The following is a 14081-nucleotide window of genomic DNA, read 5'->3' on the forward strand; positions in this document are numbered from 1 at the left end:
GCAAGCAGCCCAAGCAGTTTGAGATTGATCTTGTGAACAGGCATGAGCTTGAGGCAGAGTTCCAGGCTGCGCAGAAGGCGAAGAAGGAGGCGGAGAAGGGGGCAGGGACTGAGAAGGGTGTGGGTGCAGAGCAAAAGGAAGAGGATGTAAAAGAAGAGAATAAAGAAGAAACTGCGCCTAAGGAAGGTGAAGACAAGGCCAAAGAAGAGGACAATAAGGGGAAAGAAGGGCCAGGCTCCCTGCAACCAACATCAGTCCAGGAAACTGCTGCGCCGCAAATCAAGGAAGAAAACACGGCAACAAAACCAGGACCAGCCCCCGCAGAAGCCCAGCCTGCAAACAAAATAATTGGGCTTATTGCGCAGGCAAAGGATTTCATAACCAAGAATGACAAGCAAAATGCAAGCCACAGCTATGACCAAATAAGGGAAGAATACAAAAATCTCCCAGTTGGCTTGAAACAGCGGGTCATCAGGGACTGCGTTGCAATACAAAACGGGATAGCAAGGCTTGCGTGAAGCAAATTCAGAGGGAATTGGCCATGAAAATCAAGACGCCAAAAATAGAAGAGGCAGAGGAAACAGCAAGGCTGCTGAGGTCAGAGCTGGACATGATTAAAAAAGACTTAAGCGAGCTGAGAAGGGCTGGCTATTACACGAAATCAGCTGACAATATGCTGGGCGCGGCCTGGCCGAAAATACGGCTGTACAAGGCCACATGCGAGGACAGCGACCTCGCGCAGGTGAAGGAGATTTTCAATGCGGCAAAGGCAGAAATGGAAAGAATAAAAAACAATGAAGACAATGAGTACCTAAAAAAGGAGGATTAGCATGGGATTGTTTGGTTTTGGCAAAAAAGAGGCTGCGCCAGAGGAAAAGCAGGAAGGCGGTGAAGAGTCCGAAGAGGAAGAAGAGCCGGCTCCTGAACCGGAACAGCAGGCAGCGCCTGTAGGCGCAAGCGACGGAAGGCTTCTTGCTGAAGTCACCAAGATAAAGGCCCAGCTTGATTCCCTTGCTGAAATGAGAAAGCTTACTTCTGAGAGGTTTACAAGGGTCAGCGAGCAGATTGGCGAATTGCGCGGCATGATCATGGACACAAACAGGGCAATCCAGAACATTGAGGTCAAGAGCGCCAAGGCAATTGACCTTGTTGAGACTGTGCAGCCGGACAAGATGATGATTGAGCTGCAGAAATCCGATGCAAAGGTTGAGGCGCTTAAGGCCGGGATAGAAAGCAATGACTCAATCATCAAGTCCTTCAGGGAACAGCTTAAGGATTTCAGGCAGCAGGTAAATGTATTTCAGGGCGTTGAGCAGACAATCAAGCTATCAGAGGAAGTCAGGAAGGAGCTGCTGGACATTAAGAAGGTGGAAGCCCTTGTCAAGAGGCACGCCAGCAGGGTCGATGACATTTTCGTTGAGGTCAGCAAGAAATTCAGCGACTATGAAAAGTTCCAGAGCCAGGCTGCAGAGCTGGACAAGGGGTACAAGCATATCACAGGCGACTTTGACAGCTTTAAGATCAAGCTGGCAGGCCTTGCCGCGAAAAAGGATGTTGAGAACCTCTTATCCAAATTCAACAGCTTTGAGAAGCATGCGGGAAACCTCCTTGTGCTCATGGACAGGAGGTTTGAAACCCTGGAGAAGAAAGTCGTGCACAGCGTGGATGAAAGGCTTGATAGGGTCGAAAAGCTGCTGGCAGGCTTTGAAACCCTGGCAAAGAAAACCCCTGACCTTGACAAATACTTCAAACTGCTGGACGAAGAGGCCAGGAAAGCTGCGCAGGAAAAGCCTGCAGAGCCTGAAAAGATACTTCAGCCAGGCGAAGAGCCAAAGCAGGAAGAGCCTGCCCCGCAAAAGGGGATTTTCGGCGCGCTGAAAGACAAGATTGCAGGTGGCGGCCAAAAAGAGGCTGCATCAGAAGGTGGGAAGAAATAAGAAACAGGTTGGGTTTGGCAAAGGGTCTGGCAAATCTGGTCTCGGGATGAATCGAAAAGTCCTACCTGCCTACCAGAGATGGTACCACTTCCTTCTCCTGCGAAATTCCTTGATGCTGATTATAAGGTTCTCTGGCTCGATTTGGTAATTCTTTTCTTCCTTTACATACTCTGCGTGTGTTTCCCTCACAAGCTTATTGATAAAATAAATTGTGTAAAGAACAGCAACGGTTTCTTCAATGGAAATGTTAGAATCCGCCGAGCACAAATTTCCCTATGAGAATCCCCACGACAAGGCCGAGCAGGAATAGCTCAATATTGTTCCTTATGCCTGATTTAATGCTGGCCAGCTCTTTTGCAAAAAATCCGCTGTGTTTTGGCTTTTCCTCTTTTTCCTTGGCGTGATGCCTGTGCTCATGCTTTTCCTCATGGTGCTCAGCCTGGTGTTCCTTATGCTCACGTTCCTTGCGTTCCTGCGCGCTTTCCTGCTGCCTGCTTTCATTTTCAGGCTCTTTTTCTGCATGCATGGCATTGTGGCTGTGCTTCACTTCAATATGCTCCGGCTCTTTTTCTTCTTTTGCAGAGTGTGCGGCTGAATCATTTCCAAGCTGGATGACTTTTGCTATCTTTGATTTTTCAATCTCATCCTCCAATTCAAGTATCCTTTTCCTGAGCATGCTGCCGGCGTCCTGCCTGCTTTTGTGCCTGATATTTTCAGCCAGCTGCTTGTCGCCCAGCACATGTGCAATCCAGTTGCTGAAATCGTTCTTTTCAGGAGTCACATGGAAGTCAAATGAGTCCTGGCTCATGTGGTCAAAGCCGTCCAAAAGCTCATAGATATTCCTGATTACCGGGCCGTTGCGGACATAAAAAACACTGCTTCCGTCAACATCATCCAGAAACTTATGGCTAGGGTCCTCTTTCATTGACTGTTCCACCTTAGAGCGCTTCATACCCTTAAATCGTATATAAACTTATTTTCCCACTCAGCAAAGATAACTTGCGGATTTCTTTGGTGCTGGCACGCCGAAATGAAAATACGAAAAAACATAGCTTTATATATAAAAAGCTAATAAACATATATTAAATTCCATAAAGTCAATTAAGGTATAGTGGGGGTGTATACAGTGGTAATACTTGTTGACAAGTACAACTTGCCAGACGATATTTTCGAGATAGTGTTCGCAACGCCACAGCAGAAGATAGTGGGCAAGGTGCTGATAGGCTATATTAAGCAAAAGGGCACCGAAATAACAAAGTCAGAGATGTCTGAGTTTGCAACTGAGCTTCATGAGGGCAAATTGGTCACTGAGATTGACGACCCAAAATTTACAGGCAAAAAAGTCAGGCTTTCCTATAACAAAAGGCAGTTCTATGACAGGATTCTTACCCCGATGAGGGGCATGGGCCTTATTGACTATGACCTGTACAGGAAGAAATACAAGATTTCGAATGATTTCAAGGAGCTCCTGAACAGGATTGGCGACATGTGGCTTGCAGAAGTCAGGAAGCCTGTTAAGGGGAAGTAGCTAAATCCCTATTTTCCATTTTTATTTTTTTATTATTGTAATTTATAGAATTTTATTGGGCTTTATCCTTATTTCTTCCTGGCATTCCTTATCTTTCTTATCAGGAAGATTATGGTGATGATAATTGCAAGATAGAGTGCAACAAGCAGTGCTGTGCCGATTGTCAGGGTCTTTTGCTTGGGATTGACATTTATTATTGTGGATTTCTCAAATGTTAATTTGTTATTGTAGACAACATGGCCGGATACGCTGTATTTTCCGGTTTTTTCCGGTGTAAAAAATGAGGTCAGCCCAACTGTCTCGCCTGGCTCCACCAATACAACCTCGCTTTCTATCAATTGGACAATCTTGTTGTCAAGGCGTATATCTCCCTTGAACTTGGCAGTGACAGCCCTGATGCCCCTGTTCATAAATTTTGCAGTGACAGGCACAATGTCGCCGGAATATACATACGATGCTGCCTCAACCGCAAGGATTTCCCCTTTGTCTGAAATGACCCCTTTTTCAACAATGTCGAATGTGGTAAGGCCACTGTAATCGCAGTCTTGAATTGCCATGTTTGCCCAGTACTGCCCAACTGCCATGCCTTCGCTTGAGAATTTCCTGTTAAAGCCTTGCTCTGTTGTTGGCAGGATTTCTGCGCTTTCATATTCCCTGCTTGCGATCAGGCTCTGCTTGTCCTTGTCCCAGATGTCAATCGTAATCCTGGGTGCAATTCTCACATTGCCGGTGTTTCTCACGAGCCATTCAAGTGATAATGGCAAGCCAATTTCAGTATCATCAAGGGATGCCGCGCCAGCTGAACATGCTTTCAGCTCAACATCAGTAATCCGCACAGTCACTTCCAGGCTTACAGATGCCCTTACCTGGGAGCCCACAGTCCCCTCGCCCGCGCCCGCGCTGTCTGTCAAAATCCTGATTTCGCCAGTATATACCCCGTTTGCTGCATCAACAGGCGGCTCAACAACCACTTTCATGGTGTATGGCGCTGATGATGAAAAAGACAATGATTCAGGATCTGGCTCAATTCGCAGCCAGTCAGCAATATCTCCAAATTTTGAAATATGGCCAGTTATGTTTCTTGCGTCAGATGTACTGATCCTGACATTTTTCTCAGCATATCCTCCCCTAAGCATGTCATTGAAATCAATATTGGCGGGCGTTACGCCTATGCTCAGGGCTGATGATGGGCTGGAGAAAAGAATAATCCCGATTAAAACAAAAGAATGCCACAGGTATTTGCTTATTAGATTCTTGCTTTGCATGGATGTCCCCGGCTTTGATATATTGATATGCACAAAAACACACACAAGCTGTATATATAATTTGTTGTTTCGGAAAGTCAGGGATTATCAGTTCAGAAAAAAGAATTTAAAAAAATTTTTATAGGCCTGGCCGTGACTGCCATTCAAAAGGTGGCAAACAGGGATTTGCATGCTGGAAAGTTGTTCCTGCGCTTGAATTTTTTGGCAGCATTTGAATGAAAAAGTGCATTGTGGTAAGACAAGGCACATTGTGGTAAGACAGGGCAGTGATGTAGATTGCAAATGCAGGCTCTTTTGCCTTCCATTTGCCAATATGATTTCTTAATCATGTAGACTTTTATCCTATTGAATATGTAAATAAAAGAAAATTTTATATATAACTTAAGCAGGAAATATACTATTTTTGTATACAAGGATAAGAATTGGGAAGCGTTGAATGGCCGCCTGCATGGTACATGTGGAACGAAGTGATCCATCAGTGGAGCAGAGATAGCGTTGAAAGGGAACGGAAGCGGGAAAAAAGAGACATCTTTGAACGACAGGCTGAACAGTGAGCTGCTTGCATTTCATACATTAGTCCATACACTCAGCGAAAAGCATAATATTTCTTTCCAGCAGGTCCTTGAATCCATTGGGAAAGTCAGGGATAAGGATAAAGATGTGTTAGTTGCAAGCTATGTCTTAAGGGACCGCAAGCTCGGCATTCTTCAGGCAGTTGTAAAATACCTCAAGGAAGAGCTGAACTTCTCATACCATGAGATTGCTGCAATATTGAACAGGGATGACAGGGCCATTTGGTCAAGCCACAATCATGCCAGGAAAAAAAGTCAGGAAAGGTTCGTGGTGAAAGAGCCCAATTATTGGATACCTGTGGGCATTTTCGCCGATCCGCGGCTCGGGCCTCTTGAGACATTGGCATTTTACCTTCGGGAAAAGGAAAACTACGGGTTCACGGAAATAGGCAATCTTCTGAACAGGGATGTGAAGACAATCTGGACATCATACTACAATGCAAGGGAAAAGCTGAGAGGCAATGATAATAATGGAAAAGGGAACTGAAGCTGAAAGCAGGCAAGAGACAATAAATCTGGGCGCAGGCAATGGCATGACAAAAGCACAGAAAGCAGCAGGCATGCTTTTGGCCTTGGCGCTTGTAAGCGTGGGGATATTTTTCGCAAGCCATGCTCTGGCCAGCATCCGCGGCTCATCTGTCCTTGAGCTCGGGCTCAGTTATGGAGATTCAGCTGTATTCGATTTGGATAATGATGGCACGGAAGAGCTGGATGGTGTCATTGACTTTAGCGTTATTATTTCAGGCAGTGAAAGCACTGACTCCACAAGCCTGGCTGTGAGATGGGAGGTGCAAAATCTTGACGAGGGGCAGAGCGAGTTTGTATGCTTTGGAAGTTCAGAAGCGTGCGCCCTTGTCGGCCTGATTCCCAGCAGTGAGTCTTGGGACGAGAAGTTCTATTTGTATTATGGGAACTATGGCTCATCCTTCCATAATGTTGTGAAAGCGCAGGCAATATACGCAGAAAACACGCTTAACGCTGCAGCAGATGGTGGCCAGGAGCCAAAGATTTTGTACAGCGAGTGGGAGGAATTGAAAGCTGAGTTTGTCAATCTCAGTTTTGAAAATGGGACATCAAGCAGCATTGGCTCAATTGGAATAACATTTGTTTGCGATGGTTGCGAAGCCTTATGCCAGGATGAAAAATGCACCGGCTACATCCTGAATTATGTTCCTGTTAACACTACAGTGAACTTGTCAATTGAGATTTACGGCTCAATTGAAAATGATATTCTTGGCATTCGCCTGCCACTTGGATGGAAAGTGGAATCCGCGCCTGATGCATACCTGTTTGGCACGGACAAAAGCGGTTATGCCATGAAATGGAAGCTGTCTGGCCTGGCAGATAGTGGAACGCAAGAAGCCTTGCTAAGAAGCAAGGCCGGGAATGAATACGTGCAAGGCATATCCTTCTTGGATTACCAGGATTTAGGAGTATTGGGCATTGACAAATTCGAAATTCAGCTTGGAGATTATTTCAAGACAATGGGAACAACTTATGATTATGCCCTTTATGCAAAGGCAAGGGAAAACCTGGAGTCCGGTGTCAGCCTGAAGGCTGCAAAGCCTGGCTTTGATCGAAATGAGGTTTTGGTTTTCATGCTTTCTATAGACGATGAGTTGGCAGTTTGGGAAGAGGGCAACATTCAATTGGAGATTGTGCCTGGGCTCAGGTCAGTGATGGATATTGTTTCCTCAACCCAGTATGGGACCTGGACAGATGCAGGCCACATTATTGAAGCAAGCGCCCACAATTATGAGGCAGCAATAGACCCGAAGGCAATCCAGATTAGGGAGATTTTGCCAGGCCAATATGAAATCAGGATTGACCCTGCAGAAACAAATAGAGCGGGCTTGTATTATCTTGAGCTGAATATTACAACAACAAAAGGCAAATTTGTGCGCAAGGCGCAGGCACCCAAGGGAACAGTGCTGGCAAATTTTGACCTCAGCAGCTACGCAAAGCAGGGCAAGGCATCATTGCAGATGGCTTTCCTGGATAGCGCTGGCTTTTTTGAGTGCTATCCTGACATCAGGCTGAAGCAATTCAGTGAGGGTTCATTAATAAAAGAATTGGCCCGCAAGGATTTATACTCAGTTGATAAATGCACATATGCCCTTGATTTGGAGGATATACAGCCTGAAGATGATATGCCTGATGCGGTACTGGATGAGGTGCTCATTGATTCATTTGCCTATGACATTTCAGCCCAGACAAGGATTTCACTCGGCCCGTTTATAGCAGCAACATCTCCTGCTGAACTGAGGGTGACACGCAACGCCCCTACATTATTTGACCCGATTTTCTGGAATGCCATGGAAATTGAAGTGCAGAGCAATTACGGGCTCTATGGTGATTATATCATTACTGATTTTGCGCCAAATGGAATTGAGGTTTATGATTTTGGGGATGCAGAAGTTATGGAAACCCAGGAGGGGCTCCAATTAAAATGGATTGTGAATGGAGATGGCAGAAATTCCATGGCCTTGGAATACAAATTCAGGCCTAAGCTGGTTGGCCGTGCACAGTTTGCATTTGGCCCGGCATCAGCAAGCCAGGGTGAACTCGTTGTGAATGAGCCGACACAGTGGCAAGCAGCATCTGAGCCAAGGCTATGGGCTGACATTTCCCATGTCCTGATAAATTTTGAAGGCTCTGAATCTGGCCAACGCTCGGGCGTGGATGTGTCGTGTGAATTTGTCCTGAATGATGGCCTGAACATCCCGGAGATAACAATGTATTGGGAATATTGCATAGATGGCGAATGTACAGCATTTGATGATCCCGAATCCCCTGATGGGCTGCCATTGGCATTAATGGATGCAGCAGATAAGGGCTCTGAAAACAGGCCTGCCATCCATATTATCAAGCGCAAAATATCTGCAGTCTCGCCTGGCAGCTACAAGCTGAGGTGCCGTGCTGTTGATGAAACACATGGCATAGAATACCTGAGCCAGTCAAAGAGCCTGGAAGTCAAGGGGGTGAAAAGTTGAACAGGGTTCAAATCATAAACCGAATCATAAATTTTGCCCAGGCAAGCTATCCATACGCTGTTGTGTTCCTTGCCGGAGCAGCTGTGATGATACTCGAGCTCCTTGGAACCAGGATAATATCACCATATTATGGCACGACCCTGTTTGTATGGAGTGCATTGATAACAGTTACGCTTGTGTTTCTGGCAATTGGATATTACTTAGGCGGAAAGGCAGTTGACATGCCCTCTTTGTTCGGGAAAATGGAATATGCTATAGCCATTTCAGGGTTGCTGTTCATAGTTATTCCCAAGATTTCAGCCAGGATTCTGCTGCTGAGCAACAGTTTGGGCAATAGGATGGGGCCATTGTCTGCTGCTGCTCTTCTGTTTGGCCCGGCATTTGTATTGCTGGGCATGGTCGTGCCCTACTGCGTTAAGTCTGCGACAAAAAAGCTTGAATCAGTAGGCAATTCTTCGGGCAAAGTTTATGCATCATCCACAATTGGAAGTGTTGTTGGAACACTCGCAGCAGGATTCTATTTAATCCCTAATTTCCGGTTGAGCACAGTCATAAGTTGCACAGGGATTCTTCTCATCTTGATTTCAGTGCTTGGCATGGCCGTGAAAAAGAGTTACAGGGTTGTTGCGCTGAGCCTGGCTGCCATGGTTATCCTGATGCTTGTTCCATCTTATTCTGTCGCCATGAAGGACGGCAGCGAAATTGTGTACAGCAAGGACAGCATTATGGGAAAAATAGTTGTTGTGGACAAAGGCAGTGAAAGATATCTGTTGGTAGATGGCGCCACCCAGGCAGGGATTTTCAGGGATGGCGAAAAAAGCGGAAAGTCAATTTTGATTTATCCTGACTATATGTTGCTGGGGATTTCTCCGGGCTTTAAGTCTGCGCTGGTCATCGGCTTGGGAGGAGGGGTTTTATCCAAAGAACTGGAGGAATTTGGGCTTGATGTTGAGTCAGTGGAAATAGACAATGAGATTGCCAAGGTTGCAATGGATTATTTTGGCTTTGAAGGGACGGCAGTAATCCAGGATGGCCGGGCTTTCCTCAGGAATTCACAGGAAAATTATGACATGATCATTCTGGATGTCTATTCGGGCTATAGCGTGCCGCATTACATGCTTTCACGCGAGTCCTTTGAAGAGGCCAAGGCCAGGCTGTCGCCAGGGGGAGTCTTGGTCGTCAATACGCTTGGCTATCTTGATTCAGGGCTGCAGCAATCTGTATATGCCACACTGGTAAGTGTGTTTTCCGATGTGAAGATTTTGCACGATGACCCATCTGATCTTATGAATATTGTTTTCTTCGTATCAGATGGAGCAGTCAATTTCTATCCTGAGAATGTTTGCGTGAGAAAGGGCTGCAGCGAACAGGAAGAGGAAATGCTGCAGATTTACCTGAAAAGGCAAAGGCAAAGCCTTGCCGGGGGAACCCTGTTGACAGATGATTACAGCCCGGTTGACTTATTGCAAGCCAGAAGCCAGGATGAATGGAGAAGGATTAACCTGAACTTTTATGGGGAAGGAGTGTTGCTGAGTGGATAATAGGAACAGCAGTGCAATTAATTTTGCAAAAATGGAAAAAGTGGCAAAGGTCAGTGTAATTAGATCCAGCCAAAGCCCTGTTCCTGAAAAAAGAAAAAATCAAAAAGGATTTTTGTCAGGCAGGGGTTATAAATTTATTTTAGCAATTTTGGCAATGTTTTTTTTCGGATTCTCAATGGCTCAGGAAGTGCTTGCTGGAGGTTCCAGCCCCTGCAGCATGACAGTTCCTGCATCTGGCATTGTGATAAGGTCAGCAAGCAGCCTGTCTGACACAACAATTGGAAGCGGGACTGCAATCTGCACTGTAAACGCGCCTGCCAATGGTGCAGTTGACAATGACTGCACTACTTCGGGCGATGGCGGATTGACCCAGGACACATTTTACAGGTTTGAAATGGCAGTTGCAAATAGTGGAGGGACAGATTGCACAGTTGACCTTTCCAACCATTCCGCGCTGGTCAATGGCCTGATGTCCCAACTTATAGCTTCCTTTGGCTCATGCACTGCCGGCGATATCGGAAGCACTACAGCGGTTGCTTGCACGCAAACAGGCAATGGTGTTTTTGTCACAGGCTCCTATTCTGTTCCCGGCGGTGCCACAAGGTGGGCTGCCTACACATTCAAGACACCGACATCAAACAATACTGTCAATACAACAGGATATAGGCATGCAACATCCGGGGCAACTGCAACATCTGATACCAACAATATCCAAGTTTTGCCAGACACAATCCCCCCGCAATGGTCAAATAACTGGAGCAGGACAGCAGTGACCTATTCGCCATTAAATTTCAGCGTCTTTAACATAACATGGACAGATAATATCAAAGTATACCCTGGCGGTGTGCTGTTCGAATCAAATTTCACAGGCGTGAACACAAATTACACCATGCAAAACACTTCTAATGTTTATAATTACAGCGCCATTTATCCGGCAGGTGTGTTCTATTGGAAATCCTATGCAAATGACACAAGTGGCAACAGGAATATGACCTACAACTGGACTTTCATAATTGCGAGGGAAACCACGCTTCTGAACCTCACCCTGAATGGGACAGCCGGAAATTTCACAATGGAATATGGGCCATCAATCTACCTGAATGGCAGTGTTTACAGGGGAGATAACATAACAATCCAGCTTTACAGGAATAGCAGCTTGCTCATAAGCAATTATTCGCAGATAAGCAATTTCAGCCTTTTTGACCTTCCTGGAATATTCAACATTACACTTGTCTATCTCCAATCCCAAAATTACACTGACGCGAGAATTACTTATTACATAAATGTGACAGACAGGCAGCCGCCCAATATTACGCTGCTCGCGCCTGAAAACAATGGGTTTGACAATGATGGAAACGTGAATTTCAGGTTCAATGTGACGGATGCATCTGAAATAGACAGCTGCAGGTTTTTCTATGTTGGATACGGCCCGCCGATTGCCCAGAATTTTTCAGTGAATAAAAACCTGATACAGGAATTTGTGCAGACAGGGCTGGACGAAGATACGTATAGCTGGCTTGTGAATTGCACAGATAATCGTACAAATGAAGGCACTTCTTCGGTTTATACTGTGACAGTGGACCAGACTGAGCCTGAAGTGGTGCTGACAACACCGCTGAACGCCTCCTGGGATTTGGATGGAAGCGTCCAGATGAGCTTTACAGTGGCTGACCTGAACAAGAATTTATGCTCATTGTATGCTAACTTCACAGGCATTTGGCATGCCAACCAAACAGACTCGGCGCCGGATGAAGGGGCGAATTCATTCAACTCAACCACTATAAGTGATGGAGTATATGTTTGGAATGTATTTTGCAATGATTCTGCAACCAACCTGGACTGGGGCGGGAGCACTGCTGCTTTGGATGAGAATTATACCATATACATTGACAGCATAAGCCCGCAAGTAAACTATTCAGGGCCCATGCCGTCAACAAACCAGAATACAACAGTTACCACTGTGGTTGTGAACGTGACTCATTTTGATGCCAATCCGGACACAGTGATTTTTAATTTTAATGGCACCTTGTCATACATCCGGTATACTGGCACTTATACCAACCTGACTTACACCGGCCTGCAGGGGCATTATCAATTCAATGTCAGCATTAATGACAGTGCGGGCCACACCAATAGCACCGAAACAAGAAGCATTAAGATTGACAATGTGGCTCCGAGATTATATATTGAAAGCCCGGGCACAGTTGCATATGACACAGACGGCCTTGCCGTGTTCAGGTTTAATGCTACAGACCAGACTTTGGGAATCAAAAACTGCAGCCTTTATCTTGACAGCGGCCTTGCCTCCACAAACGCAACAGTCCAGCAAGGCGTATCGCAGGACTTTACGCAAGCCTTGTTGAATGGGACTTATTCCTGGTACATCAGCTGCAGTGATTATATCCCCAATATCAATAATAGCGATGCCAGGACCCTCACTGTTGATACAACTTCGCCCTATATCAGGAATGAGACGATAAATGCAACTTCATTTAATGTGCAGGGCCATGCATGCCTGATTGTTTTTGTGAATGATTCCCACTCAAGCATAAGCGAAGTCAGGATAAAGGTGCAAAAGCCCAGTGGCCTGACAGATTGGCTGCCCCTGGCAAATTCAAGCACAAGCTGCGGCCTCGGCGGCCTGAACTGGTCTGCTTCATTTACCAATGATGAGTCAGGAACATATTACTGGAACATTACAAATGCCACTGACCTGGCTGGAAATTACTTTGCACGGTCGCCGCCTGAAACAATAACTTGGACAGCCACAAGCAATTATTTCCTGAATGTGACATTGGTCCAGCCTCTTGCTGACTTTGAGCTGAATGAATCCTCATTTATGAATAATTACAGCTATCTGCAGACCTGCAATGTGTCATGCTCCGAATTATCATCAGGTGATTGCACAGGGGTGGTGCTAAAGGCAGAATTCAATAACGAGAGCCTCAGTCCATCAGCATGGTATCCCTTAACCAGGAACACTACCCAGCTTAGGGGCAATGTCGACAACCTTTCATGCGGCACTCTCTCAAATTCAGGCGGCTATTGCAACCAGACATTCAATGTGACTGTTGGCACAGCTGCAGGCGGCAATATATATGGATTGAGATGCGCTGCGTTTTCGACAAATGCCGGCGCTGAGACTTCTGAGCTGTTTGTCAACCTCACAATCAATGATTACCCTGTTGCGGCATTTACTTTTCCTTCAAATGGCTCCTATCTTAATGGCATAGAGATTCTAAATGCAAGTGCCTCAACTGATGACCAGGGAGTTTCGCTCTATACTTTTGAGCTCGACAATGCTGCCGACTTTGCAAATGCATATCCACTGTGCAGTTCTGCCCTGACTAATTGCACATTTAACACCAGCGCACAGGCCAATTGCGCTGAGGACAGCTGGAACTGCTTCATCAGGCTCAATGTCACTGATAGCGATGGCCTGAAAAACAGCACAACCATCCAGGTTATGATTGACAATACGCCTCCTGCGGTCAGCCTGGCCTGGCCAGCCAATAACTACTGGTTCAGCACATCCACAATAACCCTTAATTATACCGCTACTGACACAAAGCTCAATGCATGCGTGCTTTATCTGAATGAGTCTGGCAGCTTTATTTCAAATGAGACAAATTCAACAGTGGTCAATAATACCGCTTCAAGCTTTACCACAACTGCAAGGGATAGGACATTTGCCTGGAACATCTTCTGCAATGACTCTGCAGGGAACGGCGCATTCAACTCGAGCAACAGGACTGTAAATGTGGACACTGCTTACCCGAATATTTCCTTCACTCTCGGCACGGAAGACAACAACACATTCTTTGCCAGGAACTTCATTTTCATAAATGTTACAGCAGCTGACCCAAACCAGGCCAACCTTACATTCTTTTTGTACAACAGCACATCAAGGCTGGTCAATGCAACAGCAATTTATGCCTGGGGGCTGAGCAACGGCACATTGAATTTCTCCAATTTGGGGATTGTTGACCAGGCTTATTATTACAATGTCACAATACTGGACAGGGCAGGCAATGCAAACACAACAGGGGCAAGGAAGATAACATTGGACAATACTGCTCCGCAGGTTGGGTTTGGCGTTGGGACTGCAGAGAATAACAGCTATTACAGCAGGGGCTGGATTTATGCCAATGTGAGCGTGAATGAGAGCAATTTTGCCAACATAACATTCTACCTGTACAATTCAGCGTTCTCTTTGGTGAATGCGACAAACTACACATCGGGCAT

At 45.9% G+C, this 14081-nt stretch carries 10 protein-coding genes; 8 read left to right on the plus strand and 2 right to left on the minus strand.

Annotation, left to right across the window (positions count from 1 at the left end; all coding sequences use genetic code 11):
* The 3 genes from J4227_07285 to J4227_07295 form a co-directional block, all read left to right on the plus strand.
* Positions 1 to 518: hypothetical protein (locus J4227_07285; GenBank protein ID MBS3110304.1), on the plus strand; the 518-nt coding region annotated here is incomplete at its 5' end.
* Positions 515 to 829: a hypothetical protein gene (locus tag J4227_07290; protein MBS3110305.1), complete on the plus strand. Its 315-nt coding sequence runs from the start codon at positions 515 to 517 to the stop codon at positions 827 to 829. The genes J4227_07285 and J4227_07290, both read left to right, overlap by 4 nt.
* Position 830: 1 nt before the next feature.
* Positions 831 to 1937 carry a hypothetical protein gene (locus J4227_07295; protein MBS3110306.1) on the plus strand — a complete coding sequence of 369 codons (1107 nt, stop codon included), beginning with the start codon at positions 831 to 833 and terminating at the stop codon, positions 1935 to 1937.
* A 247-nt stretch (positions 1938 to 2184) separates the two neighbouring features.
* Here the strand turns inward: J4227_07295 and J4227_07300 are convergent, their stop codons facing one another.
* Entirely contained in the window at positions 2185 to 2862 is a 678-nt protein-coding gene (locus J4227_07300; protein MBS3110307.1) for a hypothetical protein, read from the minus strand.
* 186 nt (positions 2863 to 3048) lie between these two features.
* On the opposite strand from J4227_07300, the gene J4227_07305 reads away from it, so the two are divergent.
* Complete coding sequence (locus J4227_07305) at positions 3049 to 3465, plus strand: hypothetical protein (protein ID MBS3110308.1); 417 nt, start codon at positions 3049 to 3051, stop codon at positions 3463 to 3465.
* A 68-nt stretch (positions 3466 to 3533) separates the two neighbouring features.
* On the opposite strand, the gene J4227_07310 is transcribed toward J4227_07305, so the two are convergent.
* The gene (locus J4227_07310; protein MBS3110309.1) at positions 3534 to 4730 is read right to left on the minus strand and encodes a hypothetical protein; all 1197 of its coding nucleotides are present in this window, start codon (positions 4728 to 4730) and stop codon (positions 3534 to 3536) included.
* 495 nt (positions 4731 to 5225) lie between these two features.
* On the opposite strand from J4227_07310, the gene J4227_07315 reads away from it, so the two are divergent.
* From J4227_07315 to J4227_07330, 4 genes are all read left to right on the plus strand, one after another.
* Positions 5226 to 5789: a hypothetical protein gene (locus tag J4227_07315; GenBank protein MBS3110310.1), complete on the plus strand. Its 564-nt coding sequence runs from the start codon at positions 5226 to 5228 to the stop codon at positions 5787 to 5789.
* On the plus strand, positions 5764 to 8295 hold the full coding sequence (locus J4227_07320; protein ID MBS3110311.1) for a hypothetical protein: 2532 nt from the start codon (positions 5764 to 5766) through the stop codon (positions 8293 to 8295). The genes J4227_07315 and J4227_07320 overlap by 26 nt, the downstream gene beginning before the upstream one ends.
* Positions 8292 to 9836 carry a fused MFS/spermidine synthase gene (locus J4227_07325; GenBank protein MBS3110312.1) on the plus strand — a complete coding sequence of 515 codons (1545 nt, stop codon included), beginning with the start codon at positions 8292 to 8294 and terminating at the stop codon, positions 9834 to 9836. The genes J4227_07320 and J4227_07325 overlap by 4 nt, the downstream gene beginning before the upstream one ends.
* Positions 9837 to 9990: 154 nt before the next feature.
* Positions 9991 to 14081 (plus strand): hypothetical protein (locus J4227_07330; GenBank protein ID MBS3110313.1); only part of this gene is annotated, 4091 nt, incomplete at its 3' end.

Source organism: Candidatus Woesearchaeota archaeon (genome assembly GCA_018303405.1).
Taxonomy (GTDB): Archaea; Nanobdellota; Nanobdellia; order Woesearchaeales; family JABMPP01; genus JAGVYD01.

What these genes read in the sequence shown, in the direction of transcription:
- J4227_07295 (MBS3110306.1), top strand. Translation starts at nt 831, where the DNA reads ATGGGATTGTTTGGTTTTGGCAAAAAAGAGGCTGCGCCAGAGGAAAAG.
- J4227_07300 (MBS3110307.1), bottom strand. Translation starts at nt 2,862, where the DNA reads ATGAAAGAGGACCCTAGCCATAAGTTTCTGGATGATGTTGACGGAAGC.
- J4227_07310 (MBS3110309.1), bottom strand. Translation starts at nt 4,730, where the DNA reads ATGCAAAGCAAGAATCTAATAAGCAAATACCTGTGGCATTCTTTTGTT.
- J4227_07320 (MBS3110311.1), top strand. Translation starts at nt 5,764, where the DNA reads ATGATAATAATGGAAAAGGGAACTGAAGCTGAAAGCAGGCAAGAGACA.